Origin of the sequence: Providencia sp. PROV252 (assembly GCF_033676005.1) — a bacterium.
GTDB lineage: Bacteria > Pseudomonadota > Gammaproteobacteria > Enterobacterales > Enterobacteriaceae > Providencia > Providencia vermicola.
In genome coordinates this window covers 2,965,307-2,986,976 of record NZ_CP096294.1, presented here as the reverse complement: position 1 = coordinate 2,986,976, position 21,670 = coordinate 2,965,307, and the positions used below count along the sequence as shown (strand labels likewise).

Annotated in this window: 22 protein-coding genes; 12 read left to right on the top strand and 10 right to left on the bottom strand. The window is 39.6% G+C overall.

From position 1 onward, the window contains the following. Window positions 1-80 precede the first annotated feature (80 nt). Window positions 81-443: a nitrous oxide-stimulated promoter family protein gene (locus tag M1F05_RS13770; protein WP_206082637.1), complete on the bottom strand. Its 363-nt coding sequence runs from the start codon at window positions 441-443 to the stop codon at window positions 81-83. 212 nt (window positions 444-655) lie between these two features. Beyond that, window positions 656-868 (bottom strand): DUF465 domain-containing protein, encoded by a 213-nt coding sequence (locus M1F05_RS13765; protein WP_206082636.1) that lies wholly within the window; start codon window positions 866-868, stop codon window positions 656-658. Window positions 869-1,135: 267 nt separating this feature from the next. Between M1F05_RS13765 and eco the strand changes: the two genes are divergently transcribed. After that, window positions 1,136-1,612: a serine protease inhibitor ecotin gene (eco, locus tag M1F05_RS13760; protein WP_206082635.1), complete on the top strand. Its 477-nt coding sequence runs from the start codon at window positions 1,136-1,138 to the stop codon at window positions 1,610-1,612. Between the two features lie 63 nt (window positions 1,613-1,675). On the opposite strand, the gene M1F05_RS13755 is transcribed toward eco, so the two are convergent. Next, window positions 1,676-2,113 (bottom strand): universal stress protein, encoded by a 438-nt coding sequence (locus M1F05_RS13755; RefSeq protein ID WP_206082634.1) that lies wholly within the window; start codon window positions 2,111-2,113, stop codon window positions 1,676-1,678. 299 nt (window positions 2,114-2,412) lie between these two features. Between M1F05_RS13755 and M1F05_RS13750 the strand changes: the two genes are divergently transcribed. Together M1F05_RS13750 and M1F05_RS13745 are read left to right on the top strand one after the other, a co-directional pair. Beyond that, window positions 2,413-3,342, top strand: a complete 930-nt coding sequence (locus M1F05_RS13750) for a cation diffusion facilitator family transporter (RefSeq protein ID WP_206082633.1) — start codon at window positions 2,413-2,415, stop codon at window positions 3,340-3,342. Between the two features lie 240 nt (window positions 3,343-3,582). Further along, window positions 3,583-4,623, top strand: coding sequence for a galactose-1-epimerase (locus tag M1F05_RS13745; protein WP_206082632.1), 1,041 nt, complete (start codon window positions 3,583-3,585; stop codon window positions 4,621-4,623). An 80-nt stretch (window positions 4,624-4,703) separates the two neighbouring features. Here M1F05_RS13745 and M1F05_RS13740 read toward each other — a convergent pair whose 3' ends face one another. From M1F05_RS13740 to prpB, 3 genes are read right to left on the bottom strand one after another with little or no spacing between them, the layout of a single operon-like run. Continuing rightward, window positions 4,704-6,158, bottom strand: a complete 1,455-nt coding sequence (locus M1F05_RS13740; protein WP_206082631.1) for a bifunctional 2-methylcitrate dehydratase/aconitate hydratase — start codon at window positions 6,156-6,158, stop codon at window positions 4,704-4,706. 13 nt (window positions 6,159-6,171) lie between these two features. Further along, on the bottom strand, window positions 6,172-7,335 hold the full coding sequence (prpC, locus tag M1F05_RS13735) for a 2-methylcitrate synthase (protein WP_206082630.1): 1,164 nt from the start codon (window positions 7,333-7,335) through the stop codon (window positions 6,172-6,174). 53 nt (window positions 7,336-7,388) lie between these two features. Further along, complete coding sequence (prpB, locus tag M1F05_RS13730; RefSeq protein WP_206082629.1) at window positions 7,389-8,276, bottom strand: methylisocitrate lyase; 888 nt, start codon at window positions 8,274-8,276, stop codon at window positions 7,389-7,391. Between the two features lie 245 nt (window positions 8,277-8,521). Between prpB and prpR the strand changes: the two genes are divergently transcribed. Both prpR and M1F05_RS13720 read left to right on the top strand, forming a co-directional pair. Then, complete coding sequence (prpR, locus tag M1F05_RS13725; protein ID WP_206082628.1) at window positions 8,522-10,114, top strand: propionate catabolism operon regulatory protein PrpR; 1,593 nt, start codon at window positions 8,522-8,524, stop codon at window positions 10,112-10,114. 584 nt (window positions 10,115-10,698) lie between these two features. Further along, complete coding sequence (locus tag M1F05_RS13720; protein WP_206083018.1) at window positions 10,699-11,841, top strand: MFS transporter; 1,143 nt, start codon at window positions 10,699-10,701, stop codon at window positions 11,839-11,841. 61 nt (window positions 11,842-11,902) lie between these two features. On the opposite strand, the gene M1F05_RS13715 is transcribed toward M1F05_RS13720, so the two are convergent. Both M1F05_RS13715 and M1F05_RS13710 read right to left on the bottom strand, forming a co-directional pair. After that, on the bottom strand, window positions 11,903-12,847 hold the full coding sequence (locus tag M1F05_RS13715) for an ATP-grasp fold amidoligase family protein (RefSeq protein WP_206082627.1): 945 nt from the start codon (window positions 12,845-12,847) through the stop codon (window positions 11,903-11,905). Window positions 12,848-13,250: 403 nt separating this feature from the next. Beyond that, window positions 13,251-14,345 (bottom strand): fatty acid desaturase family protein, encoded by a 1,095-nt coding sequence (locus M1F05_RS13710; RefSeq protein WP_206082626.1) that lies wholly within the window; start codon window positions 14,343-14,345, stop codon window positions 13,251-13,253. A 544-nt stretch (window positions 14,346-14,889) separates the two neighbouring features. On the opposite strand from M1F05_RS13710, the gene M1F05_RS13705 reads away from it, so the two are divergent. The 7 genes from M1F05_RS13705 (at window position 14,890) to fghA (ending at window position 20,742) form a co-directional block, all read left to right on the top strand. Beyond that, complete coding sequence (locus M1F05_RS13705) at window positions 14,890-15,216, top strand: DUF1090 family protein (protein ID WP_206082625.1); 327 nt, start codon at window positions 14,890-14,892, stop codon at window positions 15,214-15,216. 216 nt (window positions 15,217-15,432) lie between these two features. Beyond that, on the top strand, window positions 15,433-16,176 hold the full coding sequence (locus tag M1F05_RS13700) for a DeoR/GlpR family DNA-binding transcription regulator (protein WP_206082624.1): 744 nt from the start codon (window positions 15,433-15,435) through the stop codon (window positions 16,174-16,176). 15 nt (window positions 16,177-16,191) lie between these two features. Continuing rightward, window positions 16,192-17,256 (top strand): oxidoreductase, encoded by a 1,065-nt coding sequence (locus M1F05_RS13695; RefSeq protein ID WP_206082623.1) that lies wholly within the window; start codon window positions 16,192-16,194, stop codon window positions 17,254-17,256. 161 nt (window positions 17,257-17,417) lie between these two features. Beyond that, window positions 17,418-18,335: a bestrophin family protein gene (locus M1F05_RS13690; protein ID WP_206082622.1), complete on the top strand. Its 918-nt coding sequence runs from the start codon at window positions 17,418-17,420 to the stop codon at window positions 18,333-18,335. Window positions 18,336-18,495: 160 nt separating this feature from the next. Beyond that, window positions 18,496-18,768 (top strand): formaldehyde-responsive transcriptional repressor FrmR, encoded by a 273-nt coding sequence (frmR, locus tag M1F05_RS13685; RefSeq protein WP_206082621.1) that lies wholly within the window; start codon window positions 18,496-18,498, stop codon window positions 18,766-18,768. Window positions 18,769-18,785: 17 nt separating this feature from the next. After that, window positions 18,786-19,898: an S-(hydroxymethyl)glutathione dehydrogenase/class III alcohol dehydrogenase gene (locus tag M1F05_RS13680; RefSeq protein WP_206082620.1), complete on the top strand. Its 1,113-nt coding sequence runs from the start codon at window positions 18,786-18,788 to the stop codon at window positions 19,896-19,898. A gap of 10 nt (window positions 19,899-19,908) precedes the next feature. Further along, window positions 19,909-20,742: an S-formylglutathione hydrolase gene (gene fghA / locus M1F05_RS13675; protein WP_206082619.1), complete on the top strand. Its 834-nt coding sequence runs from the start codon at window positions 19,909-19,911 to the stop codon at window positions 20,740-20,742. Between the two features lie 82 nt (window positions 20,743-20,824). Here the strand turns inward: fghA and M1F05_RS13670 are convergent, their stop codons facing one another. Beyond that, the gene (locus tag M1F05_RS13670; protein ID WP_206082618.1) at window positions 20,825-21,043 is read right to left on the bottom strand and encodes a HEAT repeat domain-containing protein; all 219 of its coding nucleotides are present in this window, start codon (window positions 21,041-21,043) and stop codon (window positions 20,825-20,827) included. Window positions 21,044-21,356: 313 nt separating this feature from the next. Continuing rightward, window positions 21,357-21,572 carry a HEAT repeat domain-containing protein gene (locus M1F05_RS13665; protein WP_206082617.1) on the bottom strand — a complete coding sequence of 72 codons (216 nt, stop codon included), beginning with the start codon at window positions 21,570-21,572 and terminating at the stop codon, window positions 21,357-21,359. Window positions 21,573-21,670: the final 98 nt, after the last annotated feature.

Genomic DNA, 21,670 nt, shown 5'->3' with positions numbered 1-21,670 from the left:
TTATGTCAATAAGCATAAAAAATGTAGCTTACGCTTATGTGGATTATGCTGTAATGTTTCTGCCCTTAAGTTAATTCTACTTATTTATGTCTTGGTTCTGCGCTGCGCTTATTAACTTTAGCTGGAAGTTTGGGCACTGGCTTACGGTCATCAAGTAGGTGTCGAATTGCGAGTATTGGATGGTGTAACAGCATTTTAGGGCCAGCCCAGCGCATCACTGCCTTCATTTGTTCTCGCATTTTCGGTTGGTAGCAATGAATAGGGCATTGTTTGCAGGCAGGCTTTGCTTCCCCATAACGACATTTCTCTAAGCGATTAACGGCATAAGTGAAAAGCTTTTGATAATAATCTGGTATGTCATTGGGGGCTGAGTGCGCTTTCTCATAGATGTTGATCATTTTTTCAATCGTTTGAATTTCCCGATTTATTCGTTTACCAACCATGATTGTCTCTGCTTAAAATAAAACATGCATTTAATATACATTTTAATAGTTTCAATAGAAAGCTTATGAGAGCTTAACGATAGATTCTTTGATAGAGTTCAATAAATTTGGGGATAATGAAAAAGAGGGCTAACCAGTGGGCCACCCTCTTTTACTGAAACCACTTGGATATTCAATAAAAAGATAAACTCATCGAGCCTATCTTTAATAGGTTACAGACTAGATTGCATTATTTTTTGCATTTCATCTTTAAGATGTAATTTTTCTTTTTTTAGTTTGGCTACGTGCTCGTTATAACCAGCGCCAGATGGGCCTTCGAGTTTACTGATTTCTTTATCGAGTCGATGATGCTTTTCATATAACGTTTGAAAACGGGGATGTGTGGATACTAATTTTGAAACTAAATCTTGATCTGCTGATAACATACTACCTCCTCAGAATGTATTAAGCCTCAAATTTAGTATAATCAGTGCGCATATTTTGTGCATTAAATTAGCGGGTAATTTACATAATTTTTATCATTTTTATGATCCTTATACTAAAATTAAGTACTATTACGTCTATCTACTGTGAAAAACCTATATTTTTGTAATTAAGAATCATCTATAGTGATAATTACAGTGTAATTGACTTACTATGTAGTGGAACTTAGAGTTTTTAATTGATTTTCTCTTTTGAAATAGGAATAAATGATGAAAAAAGCGATTTTATCTGTAATGGCAGCGGCACTTGTCTCATCTTGTGCAGTAGCAACGGAGGACTTGGAAAAGATCGCACCATATCCAAAAGCAGAATCAGGTATGACTCGTCATGTGATTCAACTTGCAAACCAGCAAAATGAAAATAACTTTATGGTTGAGCTGGTCATTGGTAAAACAATTAAAGCAGATTGTAACCATCAGTGGTTTATGGGGGATCTTGATAAGAAAACCTTAGAGGGCTGGGGTTACGACTACTATAAATTGGATGAAATTAAAGGGCCTGCATCAACAATGATGGCCTGTACTAAGCCAGCTGAAGATCGTTTTATCACAACTCAATTAGGTGATGATGCGTTTGTTCGTTATAACAGCAAGCTCCCTATTGTTGTTTATGCGCCTGCAGATATGGATGTTAAATATCGTATTTGGTCAACAGACGATAAGCTAATTGATTCCACCAAAAAATAAATAAAAAATGCCGCTAATTGAAGGTGACCCCCATAAATTTGCGGCATTTTTTTATCTATTATTTTAGCGGATCACAAAGACCGATGTTTTTGCATGACGAACAATAGCTGACGCTGTTGAACCTAATAAATAAGTTGAGGTACTTGGATGGTGTGAGCCCACCATGATTAAATCCGCATCAATCTCTTGTGCGTAATCTAAGATTTCATCTTTCGCTGAGCCAATGCTGACTTTGCAATTAATCTGAGCATCTGGCACTTTTATGTCTTTAATTATTTCTTCCAGTGCACGCATCGCTAAAACAGAGCGTTCCGCAGAGTTTTTTTGACTCTCGGGCAATGCGGCGATTTCAATACCAAAAAATAATTCAACACTCGGAATGACGGATAAAAAATGAATTTCAGGTGCCCCCAACATGGCTAAGGCTTCAACGTGTTTTATGATGTCCTGATTCAGCTCATCTTCTAGTAAATCAATAGGAACTAGAATTTTTTTATACATAGCCACCTCATTCATATGTTATTTGAAATCGATTATAGCAATTCACTATTTATATACTATAAGTTAAATAAGATAGAAGAAATGCTATTAAGTGCGCATTTATCGCTATTTTAAATAATGAACGCATTTGTAATCAAAAATAAAGAATAACCATTTTCATCCAAGCTAACTGGTTACAAATTATCATGAGACATTTAACATTTAATGTGCGAGTATTGGCAGAGTGTTTATTTAACTTATTGATTTAAAAAGTTTATTTAAATGATAATTATTTTGTTTTTCATTAAAGAAATGATGGTATGAATAAAAATGAAGCGGTAGGGCAGCCAAGCAAGGAATTTGTCGTTCAGCAGGCTAAATTTAAGGCGGCGAAAAAAAGCACATTGATTAGTGTGTTGGTCAATACGCTGCTATCTATTTGGCAGATCATTATTGGTATTTTTTCTCACTCGTCAGGTTTAATCGCTGATGGGATCCACACATTATCCGATTTAATCGCGGATTTTGTTGTTCTGATCGCCAATAAAAAGAGCCACAAAAAACCAGATGAAGACCACCCTTATGGACATTTTCGTTATGAAAATGGGGCATCATTGATTTTGGGGATTATTTTATTGATTGTTGGAGTGGGAATGGTGTGGTCTGCCATTGAAAAGCTACTCAATCCTGATTTGATCCCTGAAGTTCATATGATTGCATTAGTGGCAGCGTTGGTTGCATTAGTCGCAAAAGAGGGATTATTCCGTTATATGTTGTATGTAGCAAAGAAAGTGAATTCCAGCATGTTAGTTGCAAATGCATGGCACGCACGTTCTGATGCTGCATCTTCTTTGGTTGTGGCTATTGGTATTGTGGGTAATTTATGTGGACTGCGTATTTTTGATCCACTTGCTGCAATGATTGTGGGGACATTTGTTTTCAGAATGGGTTTTAAATTTACCAATCAATCTATGCAAGATTTAATGGATAAAGGCGCTGATGAGGAGACACTACAAGAAATCCGCGATGTACTAGATAGCATCGACGAATTATCGGGTTATCATGATTTAAAAACCCGCAAATCAGGGGATTTTTTATTAGTTGATGTGCATTTAGAGCTTGATGGAAATATGAGTATTACACAAGGGCATGATATTGCTGTTAATACACGTAAAAAACTCATGGAAAACCCACAAATTTTAGATGTGATGACTCACTTAGACCCTTACGACAAACACATCAAGCATTAATAAAATGGTTACCAATATGTTTTCAAAATAACCGAATTTTGTGTCTTATTCGGTTATTTTTTTGTCACATTAAAACAATATCAGCCAATAAGTTATTGCACTCAATAGGCAACCAGTGGAAAATCAACTTGTTGTTGCAGGATGGAACAATTTTTTTGTTCACGCGGAAGGGGCGGTTGAGCAAATGTTAATATTTTACCCCTTCAGCTGAATAGATTACTGTCGAATATTGAGGGAAAAATGCGGTTTACTCAAGAACAGCGTCACGCTATCCGATCGCCAAAAGTTATTGCACTGACTAATCAAAATGGAATGAAAGTTTTACTCACAAGTTTAGGCGCCAGCTGGGTTAGCTGTATATTGCCTTTACCAAGTGGGAAGCGAGATGTGGTTTTAGGGTCACCCAACATGGCGAAGCAGATGGAGCAGGGTGTTTATCTCGGTGCGACCATCGGGCGAGTTGCAAACCGCATTTGTGGCTCACGATTTACGTTAAATGGCCATCAATATACTGTTTCCAATAATCAAGATATCCACTGTTTACATGGTGGAAAAAGCAATTTTAGCTATCGAATTTGGGGGATCATTCAGCCTAGTCCATCTAAAGCAGTTTTTTCTTTAGTTTCGCCTGCGGGGGATCAAGGCTTTCCAGGGACATTATTGGTTGAGGTTAGCTATGAACTAACTGAAGATAATCAAGTGGTTATTGATTATAAATACCAATCAACAGAAGATTGTCCAGTGAACCTGACGAATCACACCTATTTTAACCTTGCGGGGGAAGATTCAGCTCGAACCGTATTTGAGCATGACTTGCAGATAGCGGCTGATACATTTTTACCGACAACCGCGGAAGGGCTGCCAACAGGGGAGTGGCGGGATGTCACGGATACGAACTTTGATTTTCGAGCGAGCAAACGCATTGGCCGAGATTTTTTACAAGATGATGTACAAGCGGCGGTTGGTGGGTATGACCATACGTTCATCTTTAATAGCGGTATGGCGGATGGGCTGCAAACGGTGGCAACATTAGGTGCGCCTGATGGTGATGTACAGATGAAAATTAGCACAACAATGCCTGCGATGCAGCTTTATAGTGGTAATCAGTTGTTTGCTATTGCAGGAAAAAGCCAAATTTATACCGCATATTCAGGGGTGGCTTTAGAAACACAGTTTCCACCTGATGCGGTCAATCACCCTGAATGGGGGGATCTATATACGGGTATTGCTGAATCACAGCGGATTTATTCCAGTCAAACCCGCTATCAATTTATTTTTTAATTTATTGATGCTAAAAAATAGCAACGCCGCAATATCGCAATATATAGCGGCGTTTTGTCATTATTAAAGGCGGGGCGAGCTTAAATCACAAATAAATCCATATATTCATTTACGGACATTTTTTCTAACATGGGTTTATCGAGTGATGCTTGAAGAATACGCAGCTGCTGCGCTTCAGGAAACTGCCTTGCCAAGTTAATTCTAAATTTCTTCAATAACAACGGCATCCCTTCTTTACGGCGGCGTTTATGGCCTACAGGGTATTCAATCACCACTTCATCCAACACGTGACCATCATTTAGCGTAATGGTTAATCCATTAGAAATTGAACGTTTATCTGGGTCATGGTAGTCGGCGGTAAATTGCGTGTCTTCATGGCAATGTATTTTGGCACGAAGCGCATCAATACGGCTATCTTGCGCAATGTTATCTTCATAGTCAGCGGCGGTGAGTCGACCAAAAATTAGTGGCACAGCCACCATGTATTGTATGCAATGGTCACGGTCAGCAGGGTTATTGAGTGGGCCTTTCTTATCAATAATGCGAATACAGGCTTCATGGGTGCGAATTGTAATTGATGCAATATCATCGGCACTTTTACCCATTGCGGCTAATGTTCTATGTAATTGTAATGCTGCTTCGACGGCGGTTTGAGAGTGAAACTCAGCGGGGAAAGCGATTTTAAACAATACGTTTTCCATAACATAGGAACCATAAGGGCGTTGGAAGCGAAGCGGCTGCCCCTTAAATAAAACGTCATAAAACCCCCATGTTTTGGCAGTCAATGCCGTTGGGTAGCCCATTTCGCCTTTTTGCGCCATCAATGCGAGCCTAACTGCACGGGAGGTTGCATCTCCTGCTGCCCATGATTTTCTTGAACCTGTATTCGGCGCATGGCGGTAAGTACGTAAGCTGTGGCCATCAATCCACGCTAGGGAAATAGCATTGAGGATCTGTTCGCGGTTTAAACCTAACATTTGTGAGACAACAGCTGTTGAGGCGACTTTGACTAAAATAACATGGTCGAGCCCGACTTTGTTAAAGGCATTTTCAAGGGCGATGCACCCTTGAATTTCGTGTGCTTTAATCATAGCCGTTAATACATCTTTAATGATTAACGGTTTTTTGCCTTTAGCTAGATTTTCCCTCGATAACCAATCGGCGGTAGCAAGGATGCCACCTAAGTTATCTGAAGGGTGGCCCCATTCAGCGGCGAGCCAAGTATCATTAAAATCAAGCCAGCGGCACATTGTGCCAATATTAAAAGCACCTTGAACAGGGTCTAATTGAAATTGGGTGCCAGGAATTTTAGTGCCATTGGGAACAATTGTTCCTGGTACTATTGGGCCTAACAGTTTTTTACAGGCCGGGTATTCTAACGATTCCATGCCGCAGCCTAGCGTATCGAGCAGGCAATGATAGGCGGTATCGTAAGCTAGTTCAGAAACAATTGGGTAATCCATTACATAATCAACAATGTCACTGATAACTTTATCAAATTCAATTTTTTGAGAACTCACGGTTTGTGTTGTCATTATTTTACCTTTATTAACGCTGTTCTATTGGAGTGAATAATTGATTTTCTGGCCCAATATAATTGGCCGATGGACGAATAATTTTATTGTCTTGTCTTTGTTCGAGAATATGGGCAGACCAACCTGCAGTCCGCGCCATGACAAATAGCGGGGTAAACATGGCGGTTGGTACCCCCATTAAGTGATAGGCCACTGCAGAGAACCAATCCAAATTTGGAAACATGCCTTTTTCACGTTTCATTACCGTTTCGATACGGTCAGCAACGCTGTATAAATGGCGATTCAAATTTTGTTCTGAAAGCTGCAATGCCACGGATTTAATGATGGGATGGCGTGGGTCAGCAAGGGTGTACACTGGGTGGCCAAAGCCAATAATGACTTCTTTATTATGAATACGAGCCGTGATATCTCGTTCGGCTTCATCCATTGAGGCATAGCGCTGCTGGATTTCTAATGAAACCTCATTTGCGCCGCCATGTTTTGGCCCTCGTAAGGCGGCTATTGCGCCTGTTATTGCTGAATAAAAATCGGTACCTGTGCCTGCAATGACGCGAGCGGCAAATGTTGAGGCATTAAACTCATGTTCTGCATATAAAATTGCGGCAATATGCATGAATTTTTCCCATTGAGCTGGCGGTTTTTTGCCATGCAACAAATGCAAAAAATGGGCACCTATTGAGTCGTCATCGGTTTGCGTTTCGATACGACGACCATGGTGACTAAAGTGATACCAGTACAGTAACATTGAGCCTAATGAGGCTAACAATCGGTCAGCAATGTCTCTGGCACCTGAAAATGGGTGTGAATCTTTTTCGGGGAGTACACAGCCCATCATCGAAACCCCTGTTCGTAAGACATCCATAGGGTGTGCATTTGCGGGAACAGATTCTAAAGTTTGTTTCACACTTGCAGGTAGCCCGCGATAGGTTTGTAGTTTTGCTTTATAGGCGATGAGCTCAGTTTGTGTGGGGAGCTTATCGTGTATCAGTAAGTGTGCAACCTCTTCGAATTCGCATTGAGTGGCTAAGTCATGAATATCAAAACCACGATAGTGCAGATCATTCCCGTTACGTCCTACGGTACAAAGTGCAGTATTTCCCGCTGGAACACCTGAAAGTGCCACCGATTTTTTGGGCTTAAATTGTGGTGATACGGTGTTACTAAGTTGTTCATTCATCGTAATTTCCTTGTAAGGGATAGAGGAGACTCAACTTGGTGCCGCCTGTGTGTCTATGGTTTTTTTTGCGAAAATAGGGCATCCAGTTTTTGTTCGTAATCGTAGTAATGAATGCTTTGGTAAAGTTCATCACGTGTTTGCATCAAAGGAATAACGTTTTTCTGTGTGCCTTCATGGCGTATTGCAGTGTAGACCTGTTCTGCGGCTTTATTCATCGCACGAAAAGCTGACAGCGGATAGAGTGCGATAGCGATACCGACACTACGAAGCTCATCTAACGTAAACAATGGGGTTTGGCCAAATTCTGTAAGATTAGCAAGAACAGGTGCGGGGGTGTTTTGGGTAAATTGTTGGTACATAGACAGTTCAGTAATAGCCTCAGGGAATAACATGTCTGCACCTGCATCGAGATAGGCTTGAGCTCGTTCAAGTGCAGCATCTAGGCCTTCGACGGCGAGTGCATCTGTGCGAGCCATAATCACAAAACTATCATCAGTACGGGCATCTACCGCGGCTTTGATTCTATCTACCATTTCTTGTGTTGAGACAATCTCTTTATTAGGTCGGTGACCACAGCGTTTCGCACCGACTTGGTCTTCAAGGTGTAATCCCGCCGCACCTGCTTTGCAAAATGACTTGACGGTGCGAGCGACATTAAAAGCTGAAGGGCCAAAGCCAATATCGGCATCAACCATCAGGGGTAAATCACAGACATCAGTAATGCGACGAATATCAATTAACACATCCTCTAGAGTGGAGATCCCTAAGTCAGGCATACCTAATGATCCTGCCGCGACGCCACCACCAGATAAATAAATCGCTTTATAGCCTGCTTGTTGGGCAAGAAGGGCATGATTGGCATTAATCGTCCCAACTAACTGAAGGGGGGATTCTTGAGCGACAGCATCGCGGAATTTTTGTCCAGCAGGAATAGATGTCATAGAAGCCTCTTAATTGTTAATAAATTGTTTTTATTTAAGGTCACTATAATCATATAGCAATTGGCATGCCAACTAGCCTAAAGGTGGGTTATTTGAAATAAATCTTTATAAATTAATTGGTTGGGTGTTGTGTGGGTTTGTGATAAAGAAAACAAATTTCTAATCTGTGATTAGCATGTTTCATTGAAACGCGCTATTGTTAATTGAAACATTTTTTGAAACATAACTGTGAGGGAGTGAAATAGATGGAAAAACCGATTATTTGGACAGTGTCTGTTTCACGGCTATATACACTTTTTCGCGATATAAGCCCCGAATTTAGTGAACAAGCAGACATTACACCGTTAAATCTGGGATTTGAACAGGCGGCGGAAGAGGTACGAGAGAGGCTAAAGCAAGGGCATTGTGATGCTATCATTAGTGCTGGCTCAAACGGTGCTTACCTCAAAAGTCATGTTTCTGTGCCTGTTATCATCGTTAATATCAACGGATTTGACGTAATGCAAGCACTTGCGAAGGGGCGAGAAATCAGTGATAAGATCGGTATTATTAATTATAAAAATACCATTCCATCATTAACCGATTTTCAGCAACGTTTTGCATTGCAAATTGAACAACGTAGCTATGTTACCGCCGAAGATGCACGAGAACAACTTAAAGCTTTGAAATCGATGGGGATTTCAGTGGTTGTCGGCGCTGGGTTGATTATGGACTTAGCGGATGAAATGGGAATGACAGGCATTTTTGTCTATTCAACTCAAACCATACGGCAGGCATTTTCCGATGCTATTGAGTTAAGCCGAATGTCTCACCGTAATCGCCATTCATCAGATAAATATCTACCAGTTACCCCGCCAAAAGTCCGCCATACAATCAATGACTTAATTGGTTCATCATTGCCAATGGAACGGGTAAGACAGGCGATTATGTTATATGCACGCTCAGAGGCTACTGTGCTGATCCAAGGCGAAAGCGGAACAGGGAAAGAAATGGTGGCACAAGCGATTCACCATGAATTTACATTATTTAATCAGCACAAACGCAGTAAGCAGCAAATGCCTTTTGTCGCGGTTAATTGTGGCGCGATCCCTGAAACATTATTAGAAGCTGAATTATTTGGTTATGAAGAGGGGGCATTTACAGGGTCACGGCGTGGGGGAAGAGCAGGGTTGTTTGAACTAGCTCATGGTGGCACGTTATTTTTAGATGAAATTGGCGAAATGCCATTAGCGTTGCAAACGCGACTTTTGCGGGTGCTGGAAGAGCGCTCTGTGGTACGGATTGGTGGTTATAAACCTTTGCAAGTCAATGTGCGTGTGATTTGTGCGACCCATTGCCATTTAGATGATTGGGTGAAAAATGGGCATTTTCGTGCTGACCTATTCTACCGTTTAGGGGTACTTCGGATGCAAGTACCTGCGCTTAATGAGCGAGGTGAAGACATTCTTTTTCTCGCACAGAGGCTTTTAAAATTGGCTTTTGCTGGTTTGGTTTTACCGCTCCCTGCGTTTCGGGTACAGCAGCTTTTAAGCTGTCGTCATTTTTTTCTAAATTATGCATGGCCAGGAAATGTGCGTGAGCTGCGAAACTTAATGGAGCGAGTTGCGCTTTATTGTAGTGCATACCCTGAAAAGGCCATTACTGAAGAGATGCTGATCAGTTTATCTCCCGAACGCCAGTGGATAGTAAATGACAATGATGTTGTTATTGATAGAGGTAAGGAATCACTTACTGACATAATGGCAAGGTTTAATGGTGATCGTAAAGCGGTAGCTCAGTACCTAGGGATTAGCAGAACAACACTTTGGCGCCGCCTTTCTGCATTAGAAAAATGCTAGTTGGTAAACTATGCGGAAAGAAATTATTAAACCGTATGTTCTATTAAGTATTTTTGACTAAAAACGAAATGAATTAAATAGGGCATTATAGAAGTATAAATTAAGTTACTTTCATTTCTCTTGCCAGCAAAAAAGGTATTTTGCATTGGGCGTGATAGCAAGATTAAATAATAAATAAATTATTTTACCATTGAGTACTTTTATGGCCTTTTCCATTTGGCTTAAGTTGTGTCAATCTGTAACAAAAAAAGAAAAGTGATTGTTTTTTTATCGGTATGAATTTAAAGGGTTTTGTTTGTTTTAATGGTCGATATTGATTTAAATTCTCTTTCGGAAAAAACGTGATTTTTCTCACATAAATTATTTTACTAGTCACCATTAGATTTTCTCATTTTAACTTACCGATTTAACGTTCTATATTGCGCTCAAATCAGTCTTATTTTTATATTTTACTCCTGCACTAATCGCCGAAATGTGTTCCTTTTTTGAGATCACAGCCTTGTCGTATTCTACGATGTAGTTGCAGCGCATATTATTTATTTTTATTTGTTGGAGAGTGGGGCGTGAATCAGTCCACTACTATCATGCGCAAACGCGATAATGCATTCGTTCCTGTTGCAGGGTTAACGATTTTTGCTATTGCATCGGGTTATTTAATGAGCTTAATCCCATTATCAATGGGGAGCTTCGGAATTGATACGCAGTACGCAGGTTGGTTAGCAAGTGCCTACTACATTGGCTTATTAATTGGTTCAATGCTAATTGAGCCCGTGATTGCCAAAATTGGTCATCGCCTCGCTTTTATTGGTTTTTTATTAATGCTAGCCGCAACGGTTGTGGTTTTGCCGTGGGCACCTTCGATTGAAGCTTGGCTTCCAAACCGTTTAATTGCAGGTATCGCGGTTGCGGGTATCTTTGTGGTGGTTGAATCCTGGCTGCTGATTGGTGACAGCCCGAAAGAGCGAGCTAAGCGATTAAGCTTTTATATGACGTCATTATATGGCGGGACAACGTTAGGGCAACTCGCGATTGGCGTTATCGGAACCCAAGGTGCTTATCCTTTTATGGTTGTATTGGGCTTATTGTTATTAGCTGTAATGCCCCCATTATTCGTTCGCCAAGGGCAGCCAGATAGCGGGTCACACCAAAAATTATCGCTGAAAAAAATTGCACGATTAAGTAAACCTGCAATTATTGGGTGTATGGTTTCAGGTATCACTATGGGTACGATTTATGGGTTGATGCCTTTATCGTTGAAGAAAGAACAATTCACGACTGACCAAGTTGGGGTTTTGATGGCTTCAATTATTTTGGGTGGTATGTTGATCCAGCCTGTTGTCAGTAAGTTGTCAATTTTGATGAGCAAAACCTTGTTATTAGCGATGGTTTCCTTATTAGGGGTATTCGCGATGGGGGTTATTTATATTTCTAGCGACTACTTAGTGATGATTGTTGCATTAGCGTTGTTAGGAATGTCTTCATTTGCGTTATACCCGGTTGCGATTACTTTAGCGTGTGACAACTTGGATTCATCCTATATTGTTGCTGCAACACAAGTGATGTTATTTAGTTATAGCATTGGTTCAGCAATGGGCCCAATCGCGGCGGGCGCATTATTAAGTCAGCATAATGGGTTAGTGGATTTCTTCTTTATTGTGTTGCTCGTGACGGCAATTTATATGTTAATAGCCAGCTTGCGTCGTAAAGCGAGTGTGCTGGCGAATTAACTGTTTAAGTTAATATGGTTTATAAAGGCTCTGTGAATTCACAGGGCCTTTTTTCTATTCGTTACTTTTTCTTATTCACGGAGATAGTTGATAAGGCACCTTCGAGAGGCGCATAGCCCGCAGATTGGGTAATGCGTTGTTCCCAATGCTCCCCTAATTTAAAGTCCCACGACAATGGTGATATTTCTGTTCTACCTGCATTAGGGGCAAACGTGAGTTCACTAAAATACAAGGTGTTTTCATCAGACATCAAAAAGTCTGCACGGCAATAATCGAATGGTGTGACGAGAATTTCAGCCAAGCGTAGCATTTCTTTAAAGAGAGGTGGCTCAGATACTGGCTCTAACATATTTGGATAGCCAAAAGTGACGGGTTGCAATTGCCAGTTAATATCATAGATATTGATAAACTCTTCACCTGACTCATCAGTATAATCGATTTCTGCATAGACAGGCTTACCTGAAAAACAATGTATACGGCAAGTTTCAGGAACGAGTTTTCTATTTTTATTGGCGAATAAGTCAATATATTTTTCACAAATAATTTGTGGTGAAATATTTTTATAATGACGTTCGCGAGTAATGTAATAAAGATTTTTGAATAAATGAAATGACAATTTATCTTTGGCATGTTGCCAATCAAATTTTTCTTTGTTTCGGCAAATTACACTGCTGCCGCTATCATGATTACATTTGAGGACAAATTGTTCAGGAAGTGTATCGATATTAATTTCATCTACATGACGATAGGTGGCTAAGATAGGAACTAAATACTCATCGCCAATGGTTCGACTGATGTAGCTCCTGACGGCTAGTTTATCAGCAAGCTGTGTATACAGTGGGTTTTTATCACGCAGCATTCTAAAATTCACCTTTTCATTGAAGCTTTTAGGTGTTTTAAAATCAGGGCGATAATTTAGTTTTTTTGCAAATTTATTAGTAAGATAAAGCTTATCACTAATAATAAATGTGCGTAGTTTTTTTATAATGTACTCTGCTTTTTTCATGCGAGTGTCAACCATTCTATAAAATGTAGTGTGTAAATTAGAAATATTATTTTTTATGAAGTATATTTTGGATAACTTAAATGAAGTATCAATGAATGCAATAGTGAATTTAATAATTCCTTAATAAATGAAAATTAAACAAGTGATAAATGAATGTTAAAATAATTAATATTATAGTTTTTTGATTGAATTTATATCAATAATTAAATCAATTGTTTTAATTATTCACCAAAAATAATATGGGTATAGGTTATTTAGTAGGATACCATATGGTTGGTTAATGAACCTTAAGCATTTATTTTAAGGTCTAATAAATGCTTAAATAATTAGTTTGTTGAGTAACTGTTTAAATAGAAAAGTGACCTCACTGTATTAATAGAATATGCATACAGTGAGACGACATTTAGTGTGGTTTTTCACCCATTTTTTTTAAGAAGCGAATTTGTGCTGCGACCAATTCATTATAACGAATGCAGCGGTAAGGCATGTTGTGTTGCGTCGCTAACTCACCCAAAATCTTTGCCAAGGCAGGGTAGTGGCGATGGTGCCAATTGGGGAAAAGGTGATGGGTGAGATGATAATTAAGTCCGCCAGTTAAACGCCATAGACAATGTGGTGTTGGTATCCAATCACAGGCAGTAACAAAATTATGATGGTACCAACCATGCTTAATTTGTTTGTCTTCTGGTGCAGTAAAAAATTCAGTTTCAGCCCAATGCGTCCCCAAAAGCAAATAAATGACAAAAATAGATGCAATCATTTGGCTTAAAATATAAGTGACAAAAATAGCGGTTAAACTTATTCCATGTTCATGGGCAAAAAGTAAAGGGAAGCCTAGCATCAGTAGTAAATGACCAATTTTGCTAGTAATAAAAAGTGCCCAACCTTTTTTTCCCGCTAAAACCTTTTTATCTTTCAGGCGTGTTTTCCCTGTTCTATCCGACCAGTCAAAAACCAGTGCTATCCATGTTAAAGAAAAAGACGCAATAAATGGCCAGTAAATGTGTTGATACTTCATGAAAGGTCGCCATTTTTGAAAAGGCGTTTGGCGAAAGATGCCATTTTCTTCTGTGTCTAAGTCATAATCTTCAATATTGGCAAAATGGTGGTGGTAGTGAACATGGCGGGTTCGCCAAAATTCAGGCTCTAACCCTAAAGGTAAGGTGACTAAACGTCCAAATACCCGGTTTTTCCAACTATTTTTAAATAACGTATTATGACAAGCATCGTGTTGCCCAATGACATTGAGGAACATGATGAGCAGAACAAAAATAAAATAGGATAAACTGTAAGTTAATACGGATGAGGTAAACAGCGTAGGTAGGTAGCATAATATTGCGGTACTGAATAAGATGATGACTACTGCAATATCGGTTTTACTCGCATATACGTGATCGTGTTTGCTTTGTAGATAATCTTGGCTGGCTTGTTTTAAGGCTGTATGAAAATGTTGTTCGTCAGCGCTGGCAAATGTGAGCTCGAATTTAGTTGAGTGCATGGTTACTCTCTTTAGTATTACCTTTGGCTAGAGTATATCTTTGCCCATAAAGAGACTGCAAAAAATATATGAAAATAAGGGGGGATTTAAACTTATTCCTATAGGTTTAAGTAAATACAAATTAAATGAATTTTTTTATTTTTAGATAAAAATGATTTTGTGCTATTTGTGCTTAATAAATATTTTAAAAAATTAAGCTAAAAGACAGGGTTTAATTGAATAAATTGAAGTATCTGTTTGAAAAGCGGCCTAGTGCTTATGACCGTTCGAAGTAAGAAGTGTCTACATCCGTGTAGAGAAAAGTCCATGAGAGTAAGGTAACAAGGAAAATTATGTCTGTCTGTAATAAATTATCATAAAAAGTGATCAGACCTGTTTGGCGTCTTAACTATAAATATATGTTATCATTTATCCTGCTTTATAATGTGACTATTTTAGATTTAATTGTTATCTTAAGCTAAATTAGGAGCTTGCTTATATTAATAAAATATAAAAGTGATGAAATAGGTAAAATTTAATTTATTTTTTATATTTGGAGAATTAAATGAAAAAGATAATGCTAATTATTTTATCAACACTATTTATTCCATTATCTTCCCAAGCGGGTTCTAATTACTCTGGTTGTGATAATAAAATTTACCAACTTGAAAAACAGCTAAAATACGCAAAAGCACATGGGAACCGTCATCGAGTCGCTGGGTTACAACGTGCTATTTCTAATGTACAAAACCGTTGTTATGATCATTACTCTGGGGCTACAGGGCCAACAAAACTGAACAGTAAATATTATTCAGATGAAAGTCGTCAGTTAGAACGCGAAATTGATGCATTACGTGATGAAATTAAACGGTTAGAATCGTTAAAAAGCTAGTGTTTTAATTCAAGCTAAGTAGAGAACCGAATAGGCGGTTTTCTACTGTATCTCGACCTTTCTCTTATGTGCAATCTCCTTTCTTATTCAACATAACAGTATGTCAAGTTAATAAAATTAAAAATGTCGGTAATGATTGCGCTATTTTCATGTTTATTTCTTTTCGTATTGCGGTAATATGATGCATATTGCAGTATTTTGCGAGATTTTGCGGTTATGCATAAACAAGCGAGACAGAATTATATTATTGAAATAATAGCAAAAAATGGTCAGGTGAGTGTTGCAGACTTATCTAATCAGTTGCATGTTTCTGCTGATACTATCCGGCGTGATTTAACTGAACTAGAAAACCAAGGTTTGGCACAAAAAAACCATGGCGGCGCTGTGGGGTTCAATGTGCCAGTTATGAGCCGTCGCGGGCGAAATATTTTATTGCCTGAGGTTAAAAAACAATTAGGGCAACAGGTTGCTAAATTGATTCCGAAGAGCTCAACACTTTTCCTTGATTCTGGCAGTACGGTAATGGCTGTTGCTAGCTTTATCCAAGGCCCGATGAAAATCATTACCACATCCTTGGACATCGCGACCCACTTCAGTGACCGCACCGATATCCAGTTAATTTTGCTCGGTGGTGAGTGGGATCCTCAGCAAAGGTTATTTTCTGGAAGTGCCACATTATCTATGCTGGCGAGGTACAGAGCGGATATTGCCATTTTAGGCGCTTGTGCACTGCACTCCACGCTGGGGCTAAGTGCCTCAGAGGAAGCGGATTGTGATGTAAAGCGCGCCATGATTGCCAATAGTCAAATGCATTGGGTGGTTGCAGACAGCACGAAATTAAACCTATGTCAGCCTTATTTAGTTGCTAATTTAGACGAAATTGACCAATTATTTTTAGATTGTGATTGGGATGAACTCAGTCCTAATAGCAAGGTGACTGTAAATTCTCTTAGTATTTAATGAACAGGTAAGATTATGAGCAAAGAAATTAATGTTGCACTGATTGGCTATGGGTTTGTGGGTAAAACATTCCATGCACCTTTAATTAGGTCTGTTGATGGGTTGAATCTTGCTGTCGTCGCTTCAAGTGATGAGGAAAAAGTAAAACGTGATATTCCAAACACCACGGTGATAGCATCACCCGAGGAGGCTATTCTTCGTTCTGATATTGACTTAGTGGTGATAGCAAGCCCAAATGCGACTCATGCACCATTGGCAAAGTTAGCAATTGAAGCGGGTAAAAATGTGGTGGTTGATAAGCCATTTACGTTGGATATGCAAGAAGCAAGAGAGTTGATTGAACTTGCGAAAGCCCACAATATTTTATTATCTGTATTTCATAATCGCCGCTGGGACAGCGATTACCTTGCTATTAAAAATGTGATTGAACAAAAACAGATAGGTGAAATAAAGCACTTTGAATCTCACATCGACCGCTTTCGCCCTGAAGTAAGAGTACGTTGGCGTGAACAAAACTTACCAGGTAGTGGCTTATGGTTTGATTTAGGCCCACATTTAATTGACCAAGCACTACAACTGTTTGGTCTGCCGCAGTCTGTGCAAGGTAATATTGCGACGTTAAGGAATAATGGTCAAATTAATGATTGGGCACATGTGTTATTAAACTACCCAACCCATAAAGTGATTTTACATTGCAGCATGTTAGCCGCGGGTGGATTTACGCGTTTCACTGTGCATGGTGATAAAGGCAGTGCTGTAAAATCTCAGCCAGATCAACAAGAAAAACAATTACTGCAAGGGATCACTCCTCAAGATAAAGAATGGGGATTGGATAATGATTCCATTATTTTAATCGATGAGACGTTGGTACCTAAGCAGCAGCAAACACCAAAAGGTGACCAAAGCCAGTATTATGTGGGCATCCGTAATGCATTGAATGGCCATGCATCTAATCCCGTAACACCATTGCAAGCGCTGGCGGTTATGGCAGTTCTGGAAGCTGCGGTAAAATCGGCTGAGACTGGCAGTACGCAACCCTTAATGCTAACTGAAAACGAAATAGTACAATGGAATAAATAATATAGAAAAAATAGCTGCTCTGGAGAGTGTCCATCAGCTATTTTTTATCTTTAGATGAAATTAATAGGAAACTGTTAATCAATTATGGCCTATAGATTATCAGTTTGATAAATGAAATAATAAGTTTTATGTCGTTTTGCTAAATTATTATTGATTACATTATGGTCATTCGCCCGCATCAACACTGGTTTTTTCGGTTGTTCGATTGGCACGGTTCCGTGCTGTCAAAAATCACCTTTCGCTTATCTCTTAATATCATGATTTCGATTGTTGCCGTATTGAGTTACCAATGGTACGAACAATTAGGTATTCATTTAACTATTGCGCCTTTTAGTTTATTAGGGATAGCCATTGCTATCTTTTTAGGTTTTCGTAATAACGCGTGTTATAGCCGTTTAATTGAAGCGAGAACACTTTGGGCTAATTTGTTGATTAATCAACGCAATATATTAAGAAATATTAAAGGGTTATTACCAAATGACAAAGCTGCGCAAAAAGAATTCGCTCACTTATTGATTGCATTTGGTTGGAGCTTAAAACATGAGCTAAGAAAAACCAGCCCCATTGTTGATTTATATCGGCTGCTGCCGCGCGCTATTTTTGATGAAGTCATTCATAGTCCATTTCCAAGTAGCCGTATTTTAATGCAGATTGGCCTGAAGGTCGGGGAATTGCGTGATAATAAAGTGATTAGCGATGTATTATTCCAAGCAATCAATAAAGATATTAATGCGTTATCTGACGTTTTAGGTGGTTGTGAACGTATTTCGAATACCCCTATTCCTTTTGCTTATACCTTGATTTTGCAGCGCACTGTGTATTTATTTTGTACGTTATTGCCGTTTGCGTTAGTGGTTGATTTACACTATATGACCCCATTTGTTTCGGTATTTATTTCATATACCTTTTTAGCGTGGGACTCATTAGCGGAAGAATTGGAAGATCCTTTTGGGACTTCTGCGAATGACCTGCCATTAAATGCGATTTGCAATAGTATCGAGCGAAATGCAATGGACATGCTGGATCTCAAACCGCTTCCCCCTGTCAATAAACCTGATAAATACTTTAATTTGTTGTAATTCCTATTGTTATATCTCCATAACTGGCAAAGTGAAACAGAGCTCACTTTGCCATTTTTTCTTTTTTTGTGCTTTAAATAAGTAAATTAAATAGTGTCATTCTGTACTGATAGCAATATAGATACTATACTCCCCCTATGTATATGAAAGGGGCTCAAAGATGCCACATTCACCAAAAGAAAAAAAAGCGGTACTGACTCGGGTTCGTAAACTTAAAGGGCAACTTTTAGCTCTTGAATCCGCCCTAGAGGATGAAGTGGAGTGTGCTGCAGTTTTACAGCAAATTGCAGCCATTCGTGGTGCTGTTAATGGATTAATGGCGGGGGTACTAGAAAGTCATTTACGCGAGGGGCTCCAAGAGTCTGCCACCACACAGCATCAAAAAGAGTCCGTTGATGATGCTATTTCACTTATTCGCACTTATTTGCGTTAAATAAAAAAGGAACAACGATGAAATCACGTGCAGCAGTTGCATTTGCTCCTGGGGAGCCACTGAAAATTGTTGAGCTCGACGTTATGCCGCCAAAAGCGGGTGAAGTTTTGGTTAAAATCAGCCATACAGGTGTTTGCCACACGGATGCATTCACACTTTCAGGGGATGACCCAGAAGGGCTATTTCCAGTTGTGTTAGGCCATGAAGGCGCAGGTATTGTGGTTGAGGTCGGTGAGGGTGTGACGAGTGTCAGCGTAGGTGACCACGTTATTCCATTGTATACCGCTGAATGTGGGAAGTGTGTTTTCTGCGAATCAGGCAAAACGAACTTATGTGTGTCTGTGCGTGCGACGCAAGGCAAAGGTGTGATGCCTGATGGTACAACGCGTTTTTCTTATAATGGTGAGCCTGTTTATCACTATATGGGCTGCTCAACATTTAGTGAGTATACCGTCGTCGCTGAAGTTTCCCTCGCTAAAATTAATCCTGAAGCGAACCATGAAGAAGTATGCTTATTAGGTTGCGGTGTGACAACGGGTATTGGTGCAGTACATAATACAGCGAAAGTACAAGAAGGGGACTCAGTTGCGGTCTTCGGGTTAGGCGGTATTGGGTTGGCGGTTATTCAAGGTGCTAGACAAGCCAAAGCGGGTCGTATTATTGCTATTGATACGAATCCCTCAAAATTCGAATTAGCCCGCCAATTCGGTGCAACAGAGTGCTTAAATCCAAAGGACTTTGATAAGCCGATTCAACAAGTATTGATTGAAATGACCGAATGGGGTGTCGATCACACCTTTGAATGTATTGGTAACGTGAATGTCATGCGTGCGGCATTGGAAAGCGCACATCGTGGCTGGGGGCAGTCGATCATTATTGGTGTTGCAGGTGCGGGACAGGAAATTTCAACTCGCCCATTCCAATTGGTGACAGGTCGCTCATGGCGTGGAACCGCATTTGGCGGTGTGAAAGGGCGCAGCCAACTGCCAAAAATGGTTGAAGATGCAATGAAAGGTGATATAGAACTCGCGCCGTTTGTGACTCACACATTACCCCTTGATAGCATCAATGAAGCCTTTGATTTAATGCATGAAGGCAAGTCTATCCGCACCGTCATTCACTACGAATAAGGAGTCTTTGATGGAGAGAATTGAGCGCCATGCTTGCTTTGGTGGCTGGCAGGATGTTTATCAACATCAATCAACGGTGCTAGGTTGTGAAATGAAATTTGCAGCTTATTTGCCGCCGCAGGCACAAACGCAGCCTTGCCCTGTGATTTATTGGTTGTCAGGGCTGACATGTAACGAGCAAAACTTCATCACTAAAGCAGCGGCGCAACAATTTGCCGCAGAACAGGGCGTGGTCCTGATTGCACCAGATACCAGCCCAAGGGGCGAAGGCGTGGCAGATGATGCAGCCTATGACCTGGGGCAAGGGGCTGGTTTTTACGTCAATGCATCACAAGAACCGTGGAAACGTCATTATCAAATGTATGATTATATCGTTTCAGAGTTACCCGCTTTAGTCGAAAATTATTTACCCGTAACTGACAAACGAGCAATTTCAGGGCATTCTATGGGAGGACACGGGGCGTTAATGATTGGTTTGCGTAATACTGAGCGTTATTGCAGTTTATCTGCTTTTGCGCCGATTATTGCACCGACACAAGTACCATGGGGGCAAAAAGCCTTTACCGCGTATTTGGGGGGCAATACAGCACAATGGCGACAATATGACACGCTTGAGTTACTGGGCAAAGCCGAAAAAACGCCACCAATGTTAGTGGATGTAGGCACGGCAGATCCCTTTTATTATGAGCAATTAAAGCCTGAGTTACTCGCAAAAATAAGTGAGCAAAAACAGTTTGATTGCACACTGCATTTACGTGATGGCTATGACCATAGCTACTATTTTATTAGCAGCTTTATTGGTGAACATATTGCTTTTCACGCACGTCATTTAAAGCAGGCGTAATAAATAGAGAAGGGTAGGATTATAATTAATGTTACCCTTCTATTTCCTTCTAGTTATCACAATTGTGAATAAGTTATTTGTCTTATTCATTATCATGATTTAAAAGCTTACTCACAGCTTTAATCGCGCTGATAGCCACATCTCGATTCGGATCATTACAAAGTTCTAGCAGCCGGCTCATGGTATTCATTTGGTTTATTGGCAACTTGCAATCACCAAGCGCTGAAATTGCCGCTATTTTGACATCGTCATTTTTTCTATTGGTTAAATCGAGCAGTGTATTGATGACTTGTGTATCCATTATCTATCCTACGAAATCATGTTATAAATATTAAGGTAGTTAAATATACTGATATTTAATATATATCAGCATTTAAATCCAATGATACTAATATTATCAAAATTATTTATTTAAAAATATAAAAAAAAGTGGATGAAATGAGATGAGATGTAATTTATTGGTTTTGATGATAAAAATGACAGGACGGCAGAGAGTGTACCGTACCTACCTGAGTTTTTGATTTAGTAAGAAAAAGTGTGGGGAGGAGGCTAAAAAACGAGCGAAAATATCAGTGGATTCGTTAACGAATTAACTTAATCGAAGGCAAAGGTTTTTATTCAAAATGTTCAGATAACTTACTTAGTGCTTTAATCGCGGATACAGCCACATCTTTATTTGGGTCTTTACATAAATCGAGTAGACGATGAACTGCGGTCTGTTGTTCGACTGTCGCTCGATAATCCCCTAACGCAGAAATTGCGGCAATTTTCACATCATCATTGCCACGATGCGTCAATTCAATCAATGTTTGGATAATATTGTTTTCCATTTTCTGCCTTGTTAGTCCATTTGTGTATTTAGGCGTATTCTAGGGGAAAATTCTTAATATTTATCTTCAAATTTCAAATGACTATCAATAGATTGTAC

What these genes read in the sequence shown, in the direction of transcription:
- M1F05_RS13770 (WP_206082637.1), bottom strand. Translation starts at nt 443, where the DNA reads ATGGTTGGTAAACGAATAAATCGGGAAATTCAAACGATTGAAAAAATG.
- M1F05_RS13765 (WP_206082636.1), bottom strand. Translation starts at nt 868, where the DNA reads ATGTTATCAGCAGATCAAGATTTAGTTTCAAAATTAGTATCCACACAT.
- eco (WP_206082635.1), top strand. Translation starts at nt 1,136, where the DNA reads ATGAAAAAAGCGATTTTATCTGTAATGGCAGCGGCACTTGTCTCATCT.
- M1F05_RS13755 (WP_206082634.1), bottom strand. Translation starts at nt 2,113, where the DNA reads ATGTATAAAAAAATTCTAGTTCCTATTGATTTACTAGAAGATGAGCTG.
- M1F05_RS13750 (WP_206082633.1), top strand. Translation starts at nt 2,413, where the DNA reads ATGAATAAAAATGAAGCGGTAGGGCAGCCAAGCAAGGAATTTGTCGTT.
- M1F05_RS13745 (WP_206082632.1), top strand. Translation starts at nt 3,583, where the DNA reads ATGCGGTTTACTCAAGAACAGCGTCACGCTATCCGATCGCCAAAAGTT.
- M1F05_RS13740 (WP_206082631.1), bottom strand. Translation starts at nt 6,158, where the DNA reads ATGACAACACAAACCGTGAGTTCTCAAAAAATTGAATTTGATAAAGTT.
- prpC (WP_206082630.1), bottom strand. Translation starts at nt 7,335, where the DNA reads ATGAATGAACAACTTAGTAACACCGTATCACCACAATTTAAGCCCAAA.
- prpB (WP_206082629.1), bottom strand. Translation starts at nt 8,276, where the DNA reads ATGACATCTATTCCTGCTGGACAAAAATTCCGCGATGCTGTCGCTCAA.
- prpR (WP_206082628.1), top strand. Translation starts at nt 8,522, where the DNA reads ATGGAAAAACCGATTATTTGGACAGTGTCTGTTTCACGGCTATATACA.
- M1F05_RS13720 (WP_206083018.1), top strand. Translation starts at nt 10,699, where the DNA reads ATGCGCAAACGCGATAATGCATTCGTTCCTGTTGCAGGGTTAACGATT.
- M1F05_RS13715 (WP_206082627.1), bottom strand. Translation starts at nt 12,847, where the DNA reads ATGAAAAAAGCAGAGTACATTATAAAAAAACTACGCACATTTATTATT.
- M1F05_RS13710 (WP_206082626.1), bottom strand. Translation starts at nt 14,345, where the DNA reads ATGCACTCAACTAAATTCGAGCTCACATTTGCCAGCGCTGACGAACAA.
- M1F05_RS13705 (WP_206082625.1), top strand. Translation starts at nt 14,890, where the DNA reads ATGAAAAAGATAATGCTAATTATTTTATCAACACTATTTATTCCATTA.
- M1F05_RS13700 (WP_206082624.1), top strand. Translation starts at nt 15,433, where the DNA reads ATGCATAAACAAGCGAGACAGAATTATATTATTGAAATAATAGCAAAA.
- M1F05_RS13695 (WP_206082623.1), top strand. Translation starts at nt 16,192, where the DNA reads ATGAGCAAAGAAATTAATGTTGCACTGATTGGCTATGGGTTTGTGGGT.
- M1F05_RS13690 (WP_206082622.1), top strand. Translation starts at nt 17,418, where the DNA reads ATGGTCATTCGCCCGCATCAACACTGGTTTTTTCGGTTGTTCGATTGG.
- frmR (WP_206082621.1), top strand. Translation starts at nt 18,496, where the DNA reads ATGCCACATTCACCAAAAGAAAAAAAAGCGGTACTGACTCGGGTTCGT.
- M1F05_RS13680 (WP_206082620.1), top strand. Translation starts at nt 18,786, where the DNA reads ATGAAATCACGTGCAGCAGTTGCATTTGCTCCTGGGGAGCCACTGAAA.
- fghA (WP_206082619.1), top strand. Translation starts at nt 19,909, where the DNA reads ATGGAGAGAATTGAGCGCCATGCTTGCTTTGGTGGCTGGCAGGATGTT.
- M1F05_RS13670 (WP_206082618.1), bottom strand. Translation starts at nt 21,043, where the DNA reads ATGGATACACAAGTCATCAATACACTGCTCGATTTAACCAATAGAAAA.
- M1F05_RS13665 (WP_206082617.1), bottom strand. Translation starts at nt 21,572, where the DNA reads ATGGAAAACAATATTATCCAAACATTGATTGAATTGACGCATCGTGGC.